We start from the raw sequence: 17,527 nt of genomic DNA on the forward strand, positions 1-17,527 counted from the left end.
GGCATCATGTCGCAGCAACTTCTCCGGGACAGCCCGGGACCGGCAGCGGACGCACCAGACCCCGGAAGGGATGAGGTGCGGGACCCGCTGCCCGCCGCCGGGCGGACAACCGCACCCGCCGCCGTCGGACGCGGGACTGCAGGACCCCCTGCGGTTGTGCGGCTTGCCCGCACGGGGAGGGTCCTGCTCAAGAGCCCGGGACTGGTCCTGGCCGTCCTGGTCATCGCCGTGGTGATCCTGTGGGCCGTGATTCCGGGGGCGTTCACGCACTGGCCGCCGGACACCGGCGTTCCGTCGGCCCGGCTAAAACCGCCGTCCGCCGAACACTGGTTCGGGACGGACAGCCTGGGCCGGGACCTGTTCTCCCGGGTGGTGCACGGCTCAGCGACATCGCTGGCGGCCACAGCCGTTGCGGTGGCAGTGGGGCTGGTGGCAGGTTCGCTGCTCGGCCTGCTCGCAGGGTTCCTGCGCGGATGGGTGGACGACGCCATCATGCGCGTCATGGACGTCCTGCTCGCCATCCCCAGCCTGCTGCTGTCGCTGGCGCTCATCACGGTGTTGGGCTTCGGCACGGTGAACATCGCCATCGCGGTGGGCATCGCCAGCGTGGCCAACTTCGCCCGTATCATGCGCGCCGAATCCCTCCGCGTGGGATCGGCGGTCTACGTTGAGGCGGCCCGGTCCTCCGGCGTCCGCTGGCACGGCATCCTGCTCCGGCATGTCCTGCCGAACGCCGCCGGGCCGGTGCTGGCGCTGTCCGCCCTGGAATTCGGGATGGCAGTGCTGTCCATCTCCTCGCTGAGCTTCCTCGGCTTCGGCGCCCCGCCGCCGGCCGCCGAATGGGGTTCACTGGTGGCCGGCGGACGCGACTACCTGGTGGCCGCATGGTGGCTGGTGACGCTGCCCGGCCTGGTGATCGCCGCCGTGGTCCTCTCCACCAACCGCATCTCGCACGCTTTCCAGGACCCCGAAAGGAACAGGACATGACGGCTACTCCAGCGCAGGACAGCCCGCCCACAGGAGCCGCCGAACCGCTCCTGAAAGTCGAGGGGCTGCGCGTCAGCTACCTGGTGGACGGCACGCCCAGGGAAGCCGTGCACGGCGTAAGTTTCGAGGTCAACGCCGGGGAAGTGGTGGCGATCGTGGGCGAATCCGGCTCCGGTAAAACCACCACCGCGCACGCCATCATCAACCTGCTGCCGGGGAACGCGCGGACGGATTCCGGGTCCGTGGTCTTTGCCGGTGCGGACCTCTCCCGGCTCACCCGCAAGGAGTGGCAGGGCGTCCGGGGCCGGGACATCGGCCTGATCCCGCAGGACCCCACGGCGTCGCTGGATCCGCTGCAGAAAGTGGGGGCGCAGGTGGCCGAGGCCCTCACCATCCACCGGTTGCAGCCGAAGAAGGAGGCCCGCCGGGATGCCGTCCGGCTGCTGGCCGAGAGCGGCATCCGGGACGCCGAATCCCGGGCACGGCAGTACCCGCACCAGTTCTCCGGCGGGATGCGCCAGCGGGTGCTGATTGCCTCCGCGCTCGCCGCGCGGCCCCGGCTGGTGATCGCCGACGAACCCACCAGTGCCTTGGATGTCACCGTGCAGCGGCAGATCCTGGACAACATTGCGGCGCTCACCGCGGAGCTGGGGACCGCCGTCCTGCTGATCACGCACGATCTTGGCGTGGCAGCAGACCGTGCCGACCGGATCATCGTGATGCGCCAGGGCGAGATCGTGGAAGCAGGGTCAGCTGCCCAGGTCCTGGGCAGTCCCCGGCACGCCTACACCCGGCAGCTGATCGCCGCTGCACCCGGGCTGAGCCCCAAACGGCTCCGGCCCGCCGTGGCCGGCGTCACCCGGCCGGATGGCACCGCCGCCGCGGCTGCCCCGGGGCCTACTGGTTCCGAGGGTCCCTTGGTGGAGGCGCGGAACCTGCGGAAGGTCTTCCACCTGCCGCGGACGGCCAAGGGGCCGCGCACCCTCACCGCGGTCAACAACGTCTCGCTCGAGATCCTGCGCGGCGAAACCCTGGCGCTGGTGGGGGAGAGCGGATCGGGCAAAAGTACAGTGGCCCGGCTGCTGCTGCGGCTGGACAAGCCAACCAGCGGTTCCGTGACGTTCGACGGCGAGGACCTCACCGCCGCGCGGGGTGAGCGGCTGCGACAGCTCCGGCGCCGCTTCCAGGTGGTTTTCCAGAGCCCTTACGCCTCGCTGGATCCCCGCTTCACCGTGGCGGACAGCGTGGCCGAACCGCTGCGCGCCTTCGGTGAGGGGACGCCGTCGGACCGCCGGGCGAGGGTGGCCGGGCTGCTGGACGCGGTGCACCTGCCGGCCGACTACGGGCGGCGGCATCCCGCAGAACTGTCCGGCGGGCAGCGCCAACGGGTGGCCATTGCCCGCGCCCTGGCCCTGCGTCCGGAACTGGTGGTGCTGGATGAAGCAGTGTCCGCGCTGGATGTGTCAGTGCAGGCCCAGATCCTGGCCCTTCTTGCCGAGCTCCAGGTGCAGGACAGGTTGAGCTACCTCTTCATCTCGCACGACCTCGCGGTGGTGCAGCAGGTCTCGGACCGCGTGGCCGTGATGCGCGGCGGGGAACTGCTGGAAGCCGGATCTACGGAATCGGTGCTGGAGCGGCCCGAACACGGGTATACACAGGAGCTGATCTCGGCTGTACCGGGGCGGCGGACGCTGGCGGTGTAGGGCCGGGACCTGACGCGCGCCGGGTGCCGACGCAGGGCCTGGACTGCCGGCCGGGGTAAACATTCACAGCGTGGACAACCTGTGAGTATTTACCGGGTGTTCAACAAACCTGTGGCGCGCGTCCTAGCGGCGTTTGGGGGCGTCTGTTTCACTGGAACAATGACAACCCTGACTGAAACCTCAGTCGCCGGCAACGATGACCGGCGAGACACAGAACCCAACAACAGCGCACTCAATGGCCGGCAACTGATGGTTGCCCTGGACGTGGACGGCACCCTGGTGGACCACGACGGCCACATGTCTCCGGCCGTCCGGGAATCCGCACAGGCCGTGGTGGAAGCCGGCCACGAGGTGATGATCGCCACCGGGCGGTCCCTGAACGCCACGCTGCCCATTATCGAAAAGATCGGCGTGGAACGCGGCTACGCGGTGTGCTGCAACGGCGGCGTGACGCTGCGGCTGCACCCCGAACTCGACGGCGGCTACGAGATTATCCACAAGGCCACCTTCGATCCCGCACCCGCGCTCCGGGCACTCCGCGAGCGGCTCCCGTCGGCCAAGTACGCGCTTGAGGACGCCGACGGCAATTTCCTCTCCACTGAGCGGTTCCAGGACGCGAGCTTTGGCGTCGAGGCCATCGGCGTCGACTTCCAGACCATGCTGGACGCCACGGCCGTGCGCGTGGTGGTGTTCAGCACCGAAAACACCCCCGAGGAGTTCAACGAGGCCATCGACCACATCGGCCTCGCCGGCGTTACCTACTCGGTGGGCTGGACGGCGTGGCTGGACATCGCCGCCGCCGGAGTGACCAAGGCCAGCGCCCTGGAAAACCTCCGCCTCCAGCTCGGCATTGATCCGAGCCGCACGGTGGCTGTGGGCGATGGCAGGAACGATATCGAGATGCTCGGCTGGGCCGGCCGGGGAGTGGCCATGGGCCAGGCCCCGGAAGAGGTCATCGCCATCGCGGACGAAGTCACCCATTCCGTGTACGACGACGGCGCCGCGCACGTGCTGCGCAGCCTCCTCTAGGCTTCGGGCCACCACAGCCCGCGGCTGCGGCCACGCGGTCTCCCTCGCCTCGGCGCGGTTCCGTAACCCAGGTGCGTACAAGGCAGAATGGAAGGCATGACCCTTACGACGTTTGCCCTCGTCCGCCACGGCCAGACCGACTGGAATGCCGAGCGCCGGCTCCAGGGGTCCACCGACATTCCGCTGAACGAGGTGGGCCGGGGACAGGCGCGTGACGCCGCCGCCGTCCTTTCGCCGTACGAATGGGATGCGATCGTCTCCTCTCCGCTGAGCCGTGCCGCGGAAACCGCCGACCTCATCGCCGAAGGGCTGGGCCTTACGGTGTCCCGGCGCGTTCCGGAGTTGACTGAGCGCAGCTTCGGGCCCGCCGAGGGGATGCAGGCCGGTCCCGAATTGGAGGCGCTGCGTATTCCGGGCGGCTTCAAGGGTGCCGAGAGCGAGGACGAAGCTGCCAGCCGCGGCCTCACAGCCCTGGAAGCGCTCGCCGGGGAGTTCAGCGGCCAGCGGCTCCTGGTGGTCACCCACGGCACGCTCCTGCGCGTCAGCCTCAGCCGGGCCATCGGCGAAACCCTTCCCAGCGTGGACAACGCCGCGCTGAACCTGGCGCACCACCACGCCATCGACGGGTGGCAGCTCGAATACTTCAACGGCGAGCCCGTCATGGCCGCAACAGCAAAGTAGCGCTGCTACCGCACCTCAAGGATCAGGGCCAGCAGCCGGGCAACTGCCGGCCTGGCCGCGTGTTCCTCGTTCCACTGCGCCCTGGCTACGGCTTTGCTGACCGCCTGGGTGGTGATGCCCAGCTCCTGGGCTACCGCCTTCTGCTGGCCGCGGACACCCGGAGTCAGCAGGTCGAGCACCCGCCATTCCGCGCCTGACCGGTCCCGCACAATGTGGCCCAGCAGGCGGAGGACCGCCTCGGCGTCGTGGGCAATGTCCGCAAGGGGCCCTTCGACGGCCACCGGAACGCGCTCCTTGCTGTTCCGCAGCCGGTCCACTGCCCGGCGGGCGTACACCAGGCCGTGGCCGGAAGCGTCTTTGATCTGGTTCGGCAGCGGCTCGTTGACCGGCCCTACGCCGATCCCCACGTACCACTGGCCGCTGCGCAGGGCGACCAGTGCCGCCTCCACCGCCTGTTCCGGGCAGTCAACAATGCCCTGGACTTCGTCCTCGACCGATCGGTCAAAGTCCAGGCGCGCGGGAATGTGCCGCAGGTCTTTGAGTAACTGCGGCACCCGGTCACCGTCGCGCCGGCTGTCCGTCTGGTTGATTGTCAGCGTGAACATTCTGGCTACACACTACCGGTAAGTAGGAAATGTGCGAGGGCAAGTATTACGGCTGGTCAAGCGGCCGTGGGCTGGTCGTAGGGCGGGACTTCGGGTGCTCCCGCCGGAAGTTTCGGGAACCTCCGGTCGATGGTGAGGTGCCGTCCCTTCGGCTCGGCGCCGGAGGGAGAAGAGCCCTCCGCGGTGCTGATGATCAGCACCAGGATCATCACGGTGAACAGGACGGTCCGGGCGAACATGAGCCAGCCGGCCCGCCAGAACCCCGGTGCTTCGCCCGTGCTGATCCGGACCACTTCCGTCTGCGAGGCCAGCGAACCCAGGGACCGGCCGCCCGCGCAGCAGAACCCGTACAGCCAGGGTGCGATGAGCCAGGTGGCGGCAGCAGCGCCGGCGGCCTTGCCCGCGGTCCCGGGCAGGGAGGTACCCACCAGCACGGCGGCGGTGATGGCCAGGACAGCCACGATGCCGAAATCCACGGCCCAGGCTTTGACGGACTGCCAGATGGTGGAATCCACCACCCGGGTCCCGTTCCTCAGAGTCTTGACCCGCTGGCGGGCGCTTTTCCACAGGGCTGCTTCCGCGCGTGACTGCGTTGCTGCCGTGCCGTATACGTCGGTCACGTCCGTTCCCCCACTATTCGAACTGTCCAAAACACCTTCAATCTACCCTGCTCCGTACCGGCAACGAGGGGGACATCTGCCCATGTGGACAGCACCTGGTGGTTGTGCCTGCGCCGCTGAGATGTTGCGATGGAGGAACGGCCGGGCACGGCATGAACCCCAAGGTGAGGATGGTTATGACCGGCAGCACTGGGAATGAAGTCAAGGGAAACGGCAACGCAGGGCAGGCAACCGAAAGGCAAACAACCGCAGCGCAGGGCGCCATGGGCCGCCGGGAACTCGAGCTCGTGGACCGCTGGTGGTGCGCCGCCAACTACCTCTCCGTCGGCCAGATCTACCTGCGTTCCAACCCGCTGCTGCGCCGGCCACTGAGCCCGGAAGACACCAAGTCCCGCCTGCTGGGCCACTGGGGCACCACCCCTGGGCTCAATTTCGTGTACGCCCACCTGAACCGCGTCATCCGCCGCGACGCTGCCGAGATGCTCTTCATCGCCGGTCCCGGCCATGGCGGCCCCGCCGTCGTGGCCAATGCCTGGTTGGAGGGAACGTATTCGGAGATCTACGGCCACGTGGGCAACGACGAAGCCGGCCTCGCGGAACTCTTCCGCCAGTTCTCCTACCCGGGCGGCATCCCCAGCCACGCGGCACCGGAGAGCCCGGGGTCCATCAGCGAGGGCGGCGAACTCGGTTATTCCCTGGCCCACGCCTACGGCTCGGTGCTGGACAACCCCCAGCTGGTGACAGCGGTTGTGATCGGCGACGGAGAGGCCGAAACCGGTCCGCTGGCAGCCAGCTGGCACTCGCACAACTTCCTGGACCCGGCGTCGGACGGCGCCGTCCTGCCCATCCTGCACCTCAACGGCTATAAGATCGCCAACCCCACGGTGCTCGCCCGCATGCCCCAGGACCAGCTGGAGCAGCTGCTGCGCGGCTACGGGCACGAACCGTACTTCGTCACGGTGCAGGACCCGGGCAACACCGGGCAGGCACACCAGGACTTCGCCGGGGTCCTGGACCAATGCCTCGCGGACATCCGCGCCATCCAGTCTGAGCACCGCAACGCCGGAAACGCCCACAACGGCGCCGGGGACGGTACCTCCGGGGAACACCCGGGGCACCGCTGGCCCATGATCGTGCTGCGCTCGCCGAAGGGCTGGACCGGTCCGCGGACGGTGGACGGGCTGCAGGTGGAAGGAACTTGGCGGGCACACCAGGTGCCGCTGTCCGAGGTGCGCACCAACGGCGAACACCTCAAGCAGCTGGAGGAGTGGCTGCAGTCCTACCGTCCGGGAGAGCTGTTCGACGGCGATGGGCGGCTCCGTGCGGACGTCGCCGAGGCGGCCCCCGCCGGGGACTTCCGGATGAGCGCCACACCACATGCCAACGGCGGAGTGCTGCGGCGTGCCCTGAAGCTGCCCGCCTACCGGGACCACGCCGTGGACGTTGAAGCAGCGGGAACGGACCGCGTGAGCCCCATGATCACGCTGGGCTCGTGGATGCGGGACGTGATTGCGCAGAACATGGAGAACTTCCGCCTGTTCGGCCCGGACGAAACCGCGTCGAACCGGCTGCAGAACGTCTATGAGGTCACCGATAAGGTGTGGCAGTACCGGATCGACGACACCGACGAGCACCTCGCGCGGTCGGGCCGCGTGATGGAGGTCCTCAGCGAGCACCTGTGCCAGGGGTGGCTGGAGGGCTACCTCCTCACCGGCAGGCACGGCGTCTTCAACTGCTACGAGGCCTTCATCCACATTGTCGATTCGATGTTCAACCAGCACGCCAAGTGGCTGAAGGTGCACCGCCGGCTGCCGTGGCGCCAGCCTGTGCCGTCGCTCAACTACCTGCTGTCCTCGCATGTCTGGCAGCAGGACCATAACGGTTTTTCGCACCAGGACCCGGGGTTTATCGACCATGCGGTGAACAAGAAGGCGGAGGTTATCCGGGTGTACCTGCCGCCGGACACCAACACCCTGCTCTCCGTCATGGAGCACTGCCTGGCGTCCACGGACTGCGTGAACGTGGTGGTGAGCGGAAAGCAGCCTTCACCCACCTGGCTGGGTCCGGAGGACGCCGCCAACCACTGCCGCCGCGGCTTGGGAATCTGGACGTTCGCCGGTTCCGAGGTGGCCGGCGAGGAGCCCGACGTCGTGCTGGCCTGCGCGGGCGACGTTCCCACCGTGGAGACCGTGGCCGCCGCGGAACTGCTGCGCAACGGGGTCCCGGGGCTGAAGGTCCGGGTGGTCAACGTGGTGGACCTGATGCGCCTGCAGGATGAGAGCGAGCACCCGCACGGGTTGCCGGGCAGGGACTTCGACGGCATCTTCACCGCGGACAAGCCCATCATTTTCGCGTATCACGGCTACCCCACCCTGATCCACCGCCTGGCGTACAAGCGCACCAACCAGGAGGGCCTGCACGTGCACGGCTACCAGGAGGAGGGCACCACCACCACCCCGTTCGACATGGCCATGCTCAACGGGATCGACCGCTTCACGCTGGCCATCGACGCCATGGACCGGGTTCCCGGCCTGGCCGAGAAGTACTCACTCCTGCGGCAGGAGCTGCAGGACCGCCGCGACAGCGCCCGCGCGCACACCCGCACCCACGGCGAGGACCCGGAGGAGATCCGGAACTGGAAGTTGGGCGGCTGAGCCCAGTCTCCTTCTTGGGACGTCAGTCCGGGAGGCCGCTGAGCCCGCAGGAGGGCAGATGGATCCAGCCTTCGCTGCGGGCGGCCTGCGCGTGCGCCTCATCGGGGAGGAGCGTACGACGGCGGGCCACGGCCCGGGCGGTCAGCGAGGCGACGACGGCGTCGAACAGGTCGTCCGAGGCCGCCAGTTGGGACTCGTGCCCGGCCAGGTCCAGCCACGGCGCCTGCGTCCGGAGGGCTTCGAGGAGCACGCCGAGCCGTTCGGTTTCCGTGGCGCCGCGGCCCTTGTAGCCGCGGCCGTTGAGGCCCCAGATCTTGAGCGAGGCCGCCGGATACACCTCGGCCAGCCGTCCGGAGCCGTCCCGGGACTGGGGGCCGTGCAGGGCAGCGATCTTCGCCTGGATCACCGCGCAGCGCATGGCAGGGTGGGCCAGCCGGTCCGCCGAAACGCTCAGCGGAATCAGCCCTGTCCGGGCAGTGCAGAAACGGTCCGTGTCCCGGTAGGCCAGGAGCCGCCGGCCGGCGATGCCGTCGTGTTCGAGCACCGGCGCCGCAACGTTGTCCAGGTGCCCGGTGAGGAACGGGATAAGCGCGTCCGGCCAGCCGACAGGGCAGTCGACGCCGGTCATGTCGCTGGTGCCGAACAGGTCCACAATCGTCTGGTCGTCCACGTCCAGGGCCAGGTGGGCGAGCGTGGCTCGGCCCTGGCCACGGGAATCCAGGTCCCATTCGATGACGGCGGCGGCGGTTTTCTTGGTGGCCGCCGCCAGGTCCACGCCGAGGGTCCTCATCCGGCCTCAGACCCTCCGGTAGTGCAGCGCATCGTCAACAGCGCCGGCCTCGCCCAGGTCATCCCCTCGGGCGAAGCCGGCCCACAAAGCCCGGACCAGCCGGCCGGTCATGTCCACCTTCTCCCACGGAGCGCCGGCGATCAGCCCCACGCCGTCCCAGGTTCCCCGGTTGCCCAGGAGCAGCGGCAGGTCGATGGTGTGGGCTGCGCCGAAGAGGTTGTCCGGCGCATGCCAGGTCAGCAGGTAGCGGTGGGCCCGTCCTCCTGCGCGCTTGTGGCGGCGTGCGAACTTCCGGGACGCCCAGCCGTAGACGGTTTCGGTGACCACCCAGTCGACGGCGCGCACCGCGGCGGCCCCCACTCCGGGTACCTTGAGCAGGCGCATCAGGAAGGGACTCCGGGGGAGGAAAAGCCGCGCTTCCTCCGAGGTGTGGCCGATCAGGATGTCGATGCCCGGCGCAGACCGGTCCCAAGCGGCGGCAATGTCCTTCTCCTCAGGCAGCGGGGCGTGGCCGTATTGGGTGCCGAACGGCATGGCGGCCAGCATCCCGAACTTCCGCGACACCTGCGCCACCTGTGCCTCCCGGTCCACCACGTCCATGGCCGGGGTCTCCTCCGTCACCGATTCCGCCGCGATCCCCATGGCGTGGTTCATCCGTGCCCGGCCGCGGGCAATCCCCAGCGGCGCGCTCTGGATGATGGCGCGCCGGAACAGCGACGGCGCTTCGGGGGTGGCCATCAGGTGGGCGATGGCATCACCGCCGGCAGACTGCCCGAACGCCGTGACGCAGCCGGGATCGCCGCCGAATGCCGCGATGTTCCGCTGCACCCAGCGGAACGCCTCCAGCTGGTCCAGCAGGCCCAGGTTCGCCGGCCTGCCGGTGCGGGTGGCGAGGAAGCCGAACAAACCCAGCCGGTAGGTTACCGACACCACGATCACCCGGTTCTCGGCCACAATCCGGGCGGGGTCGAAGATGGCGAGGTCCCCGGACCCGGTGGTGTAGGAGCCGCCATGGATCCAGACCATCACGGGCAGCGTCTCGCCGGGACTGAGGTCTCCGGGCATGGTGATGGACAGGTTCTGGCAGTCTTCGCTGCCGGGAAGTTCGCCGTACCGGGTGCCCAGGACGTCATCGAGGAACGGGACGGGTCCCTGCGGGCAGGCCGGCGCCAACGAGGTGGCGGCGAAGGTTTCGGTCCAGTCCGCCGCCGCAGCAGGAGGCTGGAAGCGGGCCGCCGTGGCGTAGGGGATGCCCGTGGCGCGGAGTACCGCGCCGTCCCGCCAGCCGCTGACGGGCCCGCACGGTGGATGGAACAGAAGCTCGGACGTCACGGCTGGCTCGGAATTCACAGCCCCACCTTGCCACAACATCCTGGGACAACGACGGCGGGTGGCGGGCTTCGAAAAGCCGGCCACCCGCCGTCGGTCGTATGACTGGGACCACGCCGTCAGGCTTCCCTGGCCAAGCGGAGCGAGGCTAGGGGGACGGCGGGGATCAGTGTCCGGTGGGGACGTAACGCTTGATGGACGCTTCCAGCTCGGCTTCGGCGGCGGCGCGGTCGCCCCAGCCCTCGGCCTTGACCCACTTGCCCGGCTCCAGGTCCTTGTAACGGGTGAAGAAGTGCTCGATTTCCTTGATCAGGAATTCGCTGACGTCGCTGACTTCCTGGATGTGGTCGAAGCGCGCATCAACAGGAACGCAGAGGACCTTTGCGTCTCCGCCGCCGTCGTCGGTCATGTTGAAGACGCCGATGGGGCGGGATTCAACGATGACGCCGGGGTGCAGGTCGAAGTCCTGCAGGAGCACCAGTGCGTCCAGCGGATCGCCGTCTTCGCCCAGGGTGTTCTCGAAGAAACCGTAGTGCGTGGGGTACTGCATGGAGGTGAAGAGGACGCGGTCCAGGCGGACGCGGCCGGTCTCGTGGTCGACTTCGTACTTGACGCGCGATCCCTTGGGGATCTCGATGGTCACGTCGTGCTTCATGGGAACGCTCCTCAGCGATTACAGGGGGTGCGCGGCACACTTGACGGCCCACAAAAAGGAGTGTCCGTGCCGCCGACTATTATTGAGGATATAGCGAGAGGCCCTGGAATCAGGAACTTGTGGGGAAATTTCAGGACTTGAGGACCGGCACCGGCATGACCAAAACCACCAGCGCGGAAGCGTGGCACCGCCGTGCGCTGAAGGCCGCGGCGCTGGGCCTTCCGGGGAGGTCCGCCGGCCCCGGAAAACCGTGGCACCTCCTTCTGCTCGCGGCGCTCCTGCTGGTTCTTGCCCTCCCGGCGGCGGCACTCGTCGCCCCCGGGTTCCTCGGCCCCGAGCCTCCCGCCCCTGCGCCCGAGGCCCCGCCCTGGCAGCGCGAACCGACTGCCTTGGCGTCCCCGCAAGGACTGGATCCGCTGCAATCCACCGCCCCGGTCCCGAACCCCGCCGTTCTGTCGGCCCAGGTGGACCCGCTGCTGAAGGCCGACGGCGACGGTACTTTTACGGGCATCGTGCAGGATGCGCTGACAGGCCAGGTCCTCTTCGACCGGGGCGGCGCCGACAGCCGGGTGCCGGCCTCGAACATGAAGCTGCTGACCTCCGTGGCCGCCCTGCGCGCACTGGGCCCGGACCATACATTCGCCACGCGGGTGGTGGAGGGGCCGGCCGCCAACCAGGTGGTGCTGGTGGGCGGCGGCGACGTCCTGCTCGGACCCGGTGAATCGAAGCCGGGCCAGGTAATGGGAAGGGCAGGCCTCACCACCCTCGCGGAACAGACTGTGGCATCCCTGCAGGCCAATGGAGCATCGGGCGAAATCAAGGTCCTGCTGGACGATTCCCTGTTTACCGGGCCGGCACTGAACCCTGCCTGGCAGGAGGGCGACGTGGCGGCCGGCGAAGTGGCGCCGCTGTATCCGCTGGCCATGAACTCTGCTCGCTACGACCCCGCCGTGACCACGGGGCCGCGCCCGCAGGACGCGGCGCAGTCCGCCGCGGAGGAATTCGCGGCCCGGCTCCGCGCCGCAGGTGCCGCCGCGGGGCTGACCGTAGCGGCCGGCGTCGACCGTTCACCGGGAGCGGGCTCGGCTGCCCAGGCTGCCGGAACCGAACGGCCCGGCGTCCTGGCCGAGGTGCAGTCAGCCACGGTGGCGGACCAGGTGGACCTGCTGCTGCAGGAATCAGACAACTACCTGGCCGAGGTCATGGGCCGGATGGCGTCCCTTGCGGACGGTGGTCCGGGCAGCAACGACGGCGCCACGGCGGCCGTCAGCAGCCAGCTGGCCCAGGCAGGAATCGCGCCAGGCCCCCTGACGCTGGTGGACGTTTGCGGCCTGGCGATGGGCAACCAGGTCTCGGCCGGCCAATTCGCCGAGGTGGTCCGGGCCATCACCACCGGCACCGACGCCAGGCTCAGGGCGGCCTTGGACGGCTTCCCGGTGGCCGGCCTCACCGGAACCCTTGATTCCCGCTACGGCGACGAGTCCACCGTCCAGGGTGCGGGGCTGGTCCGGGCCAAGACCGGAACACTCAACACTGTCCTGGCGCTCAGCGGCTACGTCGTTGACGCGGACGGCCGGCTCCTGGTGTTCTCCTTCATCGGCAACGGGCTGACGCCCGGCGCCGCGGGCAACAAGGTGGCGCTGGACCGGGCGGCAACGGCGCTCGCAGGGTGCGGCTGCCGGTAGGTCAGCGCGCTTCCCTGGTATCTGTAACGCCATAGGCAGGGCCGGCCACGGCGACCGGTTCCGCGGCCACCGCCATGGGGGCAGTGGTCCCCAGGAGTGCTGCCACCAGGACGGCGGCAACCACGGCCTTCCAGCCCTTCTTCGGGCCGGCGGTCAGGGGAGCGATGGGACGGTACGGGATCATGGTGTCCTCCTGAGGGGTTTGGGCGGCCCTGGCCCGCACGCACGGTGCTGGCCAGGGCCGCTTCTGCGGTGTAGCCACCACGATGCCGCCGCAGTTTAGGCCTGGCCTATTGCCCTCCTGTGCTCCGGCTGTGAGAGTGGCGGCCCGCCGGTACCTTCGCTTCGCCGGTGAGCGAACTTAAGGACGATCCCCGGCCCGCTGTGTTCTGATGGGACCTATGGAGTCCACTGCAGCCCAGTCCGCCCCCATCTCATCTGCTGATGCCGCTTCCCTGATCAACTGGGACCTTGCGGCTTCCACTGCGGCACGGCTGGCTCCTGCCGGGCCGGACCTGAAGCCGGCAGCCATCAACGAAGCCGTGGACAGCCTCCGCAGGCTCGCCGACGCCTCCGTTCCGCACGTTCACGAGATCACCGGCCTGGAAGCTGCCCGGGATCTCCGGGATTCCTCGGTGCTGGTGGTGGACCGGGCCTCGTGGGCCAAGGCAAACACGCAGTCCTTCGCCGTAATGCTGAAGCCGGCCATGCAGAAGATGCTGGACAGCCGGCGCGGTTCGCTGAGCCCTTCCGCGGCCAGTGTCAGCGGCGCCATTACCGGCAGCCAGCTGGGCGCAGTCCTGGCGTTCCTGTCCAGCAAGGTCCTGGGCCAGTACGATCCGTTCGCGGCGCTGGCCGAAAACTCTTCCGCCCCGGCTGCCGGGCGGCTCCTGCTGGTGGCCCCCAACATCGTTTCCGTGGAGCGCGAACTCAACGTGGCGCCCGAGGACTTCCGGCTGTGGGTCTGCCTGCACGAACAGACCCACAGGGTCCAGTTCGCCGCCGCCCCCTGGCTGCGCCACCACATGCTGGACCAGATCGACAACCTCAGCGGGCACCTGCTGGGCAATGTCGATTCGCTGATGGACCGGGCCTCGGCCGCTGCGCGTTCACTGAAGGACCGCTCCGCTACCGGCAACACGCCGGGCCGCGGCGCCATCCTGGACCTGCTGCAGGATCCGGAGGAGAAAGCCGCCATCTCGCACCTCACGGCCGTGATGAGTCTGCTCGAAGGCCACGCCAACGTGGTGATGGACGCTGTGGACGCCAGCATCGTTCCCTCAGTCAAGACCATCCGGCAGCGGTTCAACGACCGCGGCAAGGACCGTGGCGTGGTGGAGAAGTTCATCCGCAGCCTGCTGGGCCTGGATGCCAAGATGCGGCAGTACTCCGACGGCGCCCGCTTTGTCCGCGCCGTGGTTGGCGTGGCCGGAATGGAGGGCTTCAACCGGGTCTGGGAATCGGCCGACCACCTGCCCACCGAGCCCGAGATCCACGACGCCAAGCTGTGGCTTGAGCGGATGGGCCTGTAATTGCCTGACCTTCCCCCCACGCAGTCCGAACCACAGCCTTCCGGCCCCGCCCAGTCTTCCAGTCCCGCGTCACCGGATTCCGCGCCGCAGCGCAGCGGACGACGCCGGCCCGGCCGGTTGGCGCCCGTCGTCGGCACAGCGCGCAAAATGCTGGGTGACGCCCTGGCGCAGGCAGGCTATCCGGCGCACGTCCTGGTGGCCTGCAGCGGCGGGCCGGACTCCATGGCGCTGGCCGCCGTCGCCGCCTACTTCGCCCGCCGCGGCAGCATTGACGGCCATCCCGTCACGGTCGGGGCGGTGGTGGTGAACCACCAGCTGCAGGAAGGCTCCGGCCGCATCGCAGCTGACACCGCCAGTGCCCTTCGGGAACTGGGTCTCGCCCCGGTCGATGTCCACACCGTGACAGTGGCAGGCGCCGGCATGGGCCCCGAGGCCGCCGCCCGCGAGGCCCGGCACGCGGCGCTCGAAGCGGCAGCAGCGGACCAGGGTGCCGGTGCCATCCTGCTGGGGCACACCCTGGATGACCAGGCCGAGCAGGTGCTGCTGGGCCTGGCCCGCGGCTCCGGGACACGGTCACTCGCCGGCATGCGGCCCACCCGTGCAGGGGCCGGAAGCGCCGTGCTGCTCCGTCCCTTCCTGGGGCTCCGCCGGGCCGACACGGAGGAGATCTGCGAGGTGGAGGAGCTGGACCCCTGGCACGATCCCACCAACACGGATCCCGCGTTCGCCCGTTCCCGGACCCGGGTGGAGGTCCTCCCGCACCTGGAGGAGAAGCTGGGCCCCGGCGTGGCTGAATCACTGGCGCGCACGGCCTCGATCCTGCAACTGGACGCCGACTACCTCGAGGATGTGGCGGAAAGCACCTACGCGTCCCTGGTGGAGTGGAACGGCCCCGAAGCAAGCCTTCCGGAGGACGCAGTGCGCGCCCTGGCCCCGGCCATCCGGTTCCGCGTGATCGCCAAGGCCGCGGCCGGCGTCGGCGGCCAGCAGCCCAGCTATCGGCGCCTTGTGGCGGCGGAAGCGCTGCTGCGGCGGCAGGGGTCGGCGGGCCCGGTGCAGCTGCCCGGCGGGGTTGCCGCCTACCGGTTGTCGTTGGCCGAACTCGAAGGGCCCGGGACCGCAGACCGGCCCGGGGCCGGTCCCCGCGAACCCGCGCGCTGTGGGAAGCTAGTATTCCGGCCGCTAAAACCGGCCACACATTAGTCGCACCCCGCATCTACACAGGAGCCTTTGGTGGATTCAAACGACGTCCAGGCAGACCTCAAGCACGTTCTCTACTCCAAGGAACAGATCCAGCAGCGCATCACCGAACTCGCTGCCCAGATCGACAAGGACTACGAAGGCCGCGAACTGCTTATCGTGGGCGTGCTCAAGGGCGCGGTCATGGTCATGGCGGACCTGGCCCGTGCGCTGCACAGCCACGTCTCGATGGACTGGATGGCTGTGTCCTCCTACGGCTCCGGCACCCAGTCCTCCGGCGTGGTGCGCATCCTGAAGGACCTTGACACGGACCTGATGGGCAAGGACGTGCTGATCGTCGAGGACATCATCGATTCCGGCCTCACCCTTTCCTGGCTGAAGACCAACCTGGAATCCCGCGGCACAGCGTCGGTGGAAATCTGCACCGCCTTCCGCAAGCCCACCGCCGCCAAGGTCCAGATCGACGTCAAGTACGTGGGCTACGACATCCCCAACGAGTTCGTGGTGGGCTACGGCCTGGACTACGCGGAGAAGTACCGCAACCTGGACTTCGTGGGCACCCTGGCCCCGCACGTCTACGAGTAGGCCACCATGCAGCTCGGCGGTTTCTCGGTAGGCCTCGCCGTGCAGGACCTCGCAGCTTCCATGGAGTTCTACCGGAAGCTCGGGTTCACGCAGTACGCCGGTGACCCGGACCAGAACTGGGTCATCATGAAGAACGGGGACACGAACATCGGGCTGTTCAAGGGCATGCTCGAGAAGAACGTGCTGATCTTCAACCCGGGCTGGGACCAGGACGCCAAGCCGACGGAACCCTTCACGGACGTGCGGGAGCTCCAGAAGCAGCTGCAGGCGCAGGGCGTCCCGTTTGCCGCCGAGGCCGACGTGCAGACCACCGGGCCCGCGAGTGCCATCCTGATTGACCCCGACGGCAACCCCGTCTACCTGGACCAGCACGTCTGATTTTGGCAAGGTCGAATATTGGCATCAAGGATGTCGCGGTGGCCGCAGGGGTGTCGGCAACCACGGTGTCGCACGTCCTGAACGACGTCACGTATGCCCGGATCAGCCCCGAAACCCGCAAAAAGGTGAAAGCGGCCGCGGAGCAGCTGGGCTATGAACCCAACCGCGTGGCGCAGGCTCTCCGCAACCGCCGCACAGGCGTGTTGGGGCTGGTCAGCGAGGACGTGGCCACCACACCGCATTCCGGCCGGATCATCCTGGGCGCCGATGACGCGGCCCGCGCCCGCGGCTACACCCTCATGCTCATCAACACCGCCGCCACCGCCGGTCCCGCATCGCGGGAAGGCGATGTGGAGGCCGTGCTGGAACGGCAGGTGGACGGCATCCTCTACGCCACCATGTACCACCGGGTCCTGGACGCGCCGGCCAACCTCGGCAAGGTGCCCGCCGTCCTGGTGGATGCCGTCACCGCCGACGGGCGCTTTCCTTCAGTGGTCCCGGACGAATACGGCGGCGCCCGCACCGCCGTCCGCGCACTGCTGGACGCCGGGCACACCCGCATCGGCTTCATCAACAACGTCCAGGACGTGCCATCCACCTCTGAACGACTCCGCGGCTTCCGCGACACGCTCACCGCGGCAGGGCTCGACGGCGGCCTGGCGCCGGTGGAGGCGTCGTCGTCGGACGCTGCGGGCGGGTACGAGGCAGCGGCGAGGATCCTGCGGACCGAACACCCGCCGTCGGGCCTGTTCTGCTACAACGACCAGATGGCCATGGGGGCCTACCGGGCAGCCGCGGAACTGGGCCTCAGCATCCCCGGCGAACTCTCCGTCGTCGGCTTCGACGACCAGGAACTGGTGGCCGGCAGCCTCTTTCCCGGACTGACCACCGTGGCGCTGCCCCATTACGGAATGGGTGCCTGGGCCGCCAACCACCTTATCGATGCGCTCGAAGGAGCAGGGGACGGTTCTTCCGCGGGCGCCGGGACCACCGTGCTGGAGTGTCCGCTGGTCACCCGCGCGTCCGTCGCCGCACCCCGGAACCCCTAGCCCGCCTGCAACGATGTCCGCTACGCCCACAGGGAACTTTTGCTT

General features: G+C 68.8%; 17 protein-coding genes. 11 read left to right on the forward strand and 6 right to left on the reverse strand.

The genetic code is table 11. The annotated features are described in order from the left end of the window. Positions 1 to 6: 6 nt before the first annotated feature. The 4 genes from ACFV4R_RS03785 (at position 7) to ACFV4R_RS03800 (ending at position 4,400) form a co-directional block, all read left to right on the forward strand. Positions 7 to 987 (forward strand): ABC transporter permease, encoded by a 981-nt coding sequence (locus ACFV4R_RS03785; RefSeq protein ID WP_377201112.1) that lies wholly within the window; start codon positions 7 to 9, stop codon positions 985 to 987. Continuing rightward, positions 984 to 2,690 (forward strand): dipeptide ABC transporter ATP-binding protein, encoded by a 1,707-nt coding sequence (locus ACFV4R_RS03790; RefSeq protein WP_377201113.1) that lies wholly within the window; start codon positions 984 to 986, stop codon positions 2,688 to 2,690. Before ACFV4R_RS03785 ends, ACFV4R_RS03790 begins: the two co-directional genes overlap by 4 nt. Before the next feature lie 159 nt (positions 2,691 to 2,849). After that, positions 2,850 to 3,719: an HAD family hydrolase gene (locus tag ACFV4R_RS03795; RefSeq protein WP_377201114.1), complete on the forward strand. Its 870-nt coding sequence runs from the start codon at positions 2,850 to 2,852 to the stop codon at positions 3,717 to 3,719. Between the two features lie 96 nt (positions 3,720 to 3,815). Continuing rightward, complete coding sequence (locus ACFV4R_RS03800; protein ID WP_377201115.1) at positions 3,816 to 4,400, forward strand: histidine phosphatase family protein; 585 nt, start codon at positions 3,816 to 3,818, stop codon at positions 4,398 to 4,400. Between the two features lie 5 nt (positions 4,401 to 4,405). On the opposite strand, the gene ACFV4R_RS03805 is transcribed toward ACFV4R_RS03800, so the two are convergent. Together ACFV4R_RS03805 and ACFV4R_RS03810 are read right to left on the reverse strand one after the other, a co-directional pair. Next, entirely contained in the window at positions 4,406 to 5,005 is a 600-nt protein-coding gene (locus tag ACFV4R_RS03805; protein ID WP_268159919.1) for a hypothetical protein, read from the reverse strand. Positions 5,006 to 5,061: 56 nt separating this feature from the next. Then, positions 5,062 to 5,625 (reverse strand): hypothetical protein, encoded by a 564-nt coding sequence (locus tag ACFV4R_RS03810; protein WP_377201116.1) that lies wholly within the window; start codon positions 5,623 to 5,625, stop codon positions 5,062 to 5,064. Positions 5,626 to 5,888: 263 nt separating this feature from the next. Here ACFV4R_RS03810 and ACFV4R_RS03815 point away from each other — a divergent pair, with 263 nt between their 5' ends. Next, a complete protein-coding gene (locus tag ACFV4R_RS03815) occupies positions 5,889 to 8,279 on the forward strand; it encodes a phosphoketolase (RefSeq protein WP_377201333.1) in 2,391 nt (796 codons plus the stop codon). A 22-nt stretch (positions 8,280 to 8,301) separates the two neighbouring features. Here the strand turns inward: ACFV4R_RS03815 and ACFV4R_RS03820 are convergent, their stop codons facing one another. The 3 genes from ACFV4R_RS03820 to ACFV4R_RS03830 form a co-directional block, all read right to left on the reverse strand. Then, positions 8,302 to 9,069 carry a DUF429 domain-containing protein gene (locus tag ACFV4R_RS03820; protein ID WP_377201117.1) on the reverse strand — a complete coding sequence of 256 codons (768 nt, stop codon included), beginning with the start codon at positions 9,067 to 9,069 and terminating at the stop codon, positions 8,302 to 8,304. 6 nt (positions 9,070 to 9,075) lie between these two features. Beyond that, entirely contained in the window at positions 9,076 to 10,419 is a 1,344-nt protein-coding gene (locus ACFV4R_RS03825) for a carboxylesterase family protein (RefSeq protein ID WP_377201118.1), read from the reverse strand. Between the two features lie 145 nt (positions 10,420 to 10,564). Then, positions 10,565 to 11,053: an inorganic diphosphatase gene (locus ACFV4R_RS03830; protein ID WP_015935533.1), complete on the reverse strand. Its 489-nt coding sequence runs from the start codon at positions 11,051 to 11,053 to the stop codon at positions 10,565 to 10,567. A 155-nt stretch (positions 11,054 to 11,208) separates the two neighbouring features. Between ACFV4R_RS03830 and dacB the strand changes: the two genes are divergently transcribed. Further along, entirely contained in the window at positions 11,209 to 12,738 is a 1,530-nt protein-coding gene (gene dacB, locus ACFV4R_RS03835) for a D-alanyl-D-alanine carboxypeptidase/D-alanyl-D-alanine-endopeptidase (RefSeq protein ID WP_377201119.1), read from the forward strand. A gap of 1 nt (position 12,739) precedes the next feature. Here dacB and ACFV4R_RS03840 read toward each other — a convergent pair whose 3' ends face one another. Further along, positions 12,740 to 12,922 (reverse strand): hypothetical protein, encoded by a 183-nt coding sequence (locus tag ACFV4R_RS03840; RefSeq protein ID WP_377201120.1) that lies wholly within the window; start codon positions 12,920 to 12,922, stop codon positions 12,740 to 12,742. Between the two features lie 217 nt (positions 12,923 to 13,139). On the opposite strand from ACFV4R_RS03840, the gene ACFV4R_RS03845 reads away from it, so the two are divergent. From ACFV4R_RS03845 to ACFV4R_RS03865, 5 genes are all read left to right on the forward strand, one after another. After that, complete coding sequence (locus tag ACFV4R_RS03845) at positions 13,140 to 14,270, forward strand: zinc-dependent metalloprotease (protein WP_377201121.1); 1,131 nt, start codon at positions 13,140 to 13,142, stop codon at positions 14,268 to 14,270. A 147-nt stretch (positions 14,271 to 14,417) separates the two neighbouring features. Then, positions 14,418 to 15,473 carry a tRNA lysidine(34) synthetase TilS gene (gene tilS / locus ACFV4R_RS03850; protein ID WP_377201334.1) on the forward strand — a complete coding sequence of 352 codons (1,056 nt, stop codon included), beginning with the start codon at positions 14,418 to 14,420 and terminating at the stop codon, positions 15,471 to 15,473. Positions 15,474 to 15,503: 30 nt separating this feature from the next. Next, entirely contained in the window at positions 15,504 to 16,055 is a 552-nt protein-coding gene (gene hpt, locus ACFV4R_RS03855) for a hypoxanthine phosphoribosyltransferase (RefSeq protein ID WP_268159905.1), read from the forward strand. Between the two features lie 6 nt (positions 16,056 to 16,061). Beyond that, positions 16,062 to 16,433: a VOC family protein gene (locus tag ACFV4R_RS03860; protein WP_377201122.1), complete on the forward strand. Its 372-nt coding sequence runs from the start codon at positions 16,062 to 16,064 to the stop codon at positions 16,431 to 16,433. Between the two features lie 2 nt (positions 16,434 to 16,435). Then, positions 16,436 to 17,482: a LacI family DNA-binding transcriptional regulator gene (locus tag ACFV4R_RS03865; protein ID WP_377201123.1), complete on the forward strand. Its 1,047-nt coding sequence runs from the start codon at positions 16,436 to 16,438 to the stop codon at positions 17,480 to 17,482. The last annotated feature ends 45 nt before the right edge of the window (positions 17,483 to 17,527 follow it).

Origin of the sequence: Pseudarthrobacter sp. NPDC059871 (assembly GCF_042731175.1) — a bacterium.
Classification (GTDB): Bacteria; Actinomycetota; Actinomycetes; order Actinomycetales; family Micrococcaceae; genus Arthrobacter.

What these genes read in the sequence shown, in the direction of transcription:
- ACFV4R_RS03845 (WP_377201121.1), top strand. Translation starts at nt 13,140, where the DNA reads ATGGAGTCCACTGCAGCCCAGTCCGCCCCCATCTCATCTGCTGATGCC.
- ACFV4R_RS03830 (WP_015935533.1), bottom strand. Translation starts at nt 11,053, where the DNA reads ATGAAGCACGACGTGACCATCGAGATCCCCAAGGGATCGCGCGTCAAG.
- ACFV4R_RS03860 (WP_377201122.1), top strand. Translation starts at nt 16,062, where the DNA reads ATGCAGCTCGGCGGTTTCTCGGTAGGCCTCGCCGTGCAGGACCTCGCA.
- ACFV4R_RS03785 (WP_377201112.1), top strand. Translation starts at nt 7, where the DNA reads ATGTCGCAGCAACTTCTCCGGGACAGCCCGGGACCGGCAGCGGACGCA.
- ACFV4R_RS03800 (WP_377201115.1), top strand. Translation starts at nt 3,816, where the DNA reads ATGACCCTTACGACGTTTGCCCTCGTCCGCCACGGCCAGACCGACTGG.
- ACFV4R_RS03820 (WP_377201117.1), bottom strand. Translation starts at nt 9,069, where the DNA reads ATGAGGACCCTCGGCGTGGACCTGGCGGCGGCCACCAAGAAAACCGCC.
- tilS (WP_377201334.1), top strand. Translation starts at nt 14,418, where the DNA reads ATGCTGGGTGACGCCCTGGCGCAGGCAGGCTATCCGGCGCACGTCCTG.
- ACFV4R_RS03815 (WP_377201333.1), top strand. Translation starts at nt 5,889, where the DNA reads ATGGGCCGCCGGGAACTCGAGCTCGTGGACCGCTGGTGGTGCGCCGCC.
- ACFV4R_RS03795 (WP_377201114.1), top strand. Translation starts at nt 2,850, where the DNA reads ATGACAACCCTGACTGAAACCTCAGTCGCCGGCAACGATGACCGGCGA.
- ACFV4R_RS03805 (WP_268159919.1), bottom strand. Translation starts at nt 5,005, where the DNA reads ATGTTCACGCTGACAATCAACCAGACGGACAGCCGGCGCGACGGTGAC.
- dacB (WP_377201119.1), top strand. Translation starts at nt 11,209, where the DNA reads ATGACCAAAACCACCAGCGCGGAAGCGTGGCACCGCCGTGCGCTGAAG.
- ACFV4R_RS03790 (WP_377201113.1), top strand. Translation starts at nt 984, where the DNA reads ATGACGGCTACTCCAGCGCAGGACAGCCCGCCCACAGGAGCCGCCGAA.
- ACFV4R_RS03840 (WP_377201120.1), bottom strand. Translation starts at nt 12,922, where the DNA reads ATGATCCCGTACCGTCCCATCGCTCCCCTGACCGCCGGCCCGAAGAAG.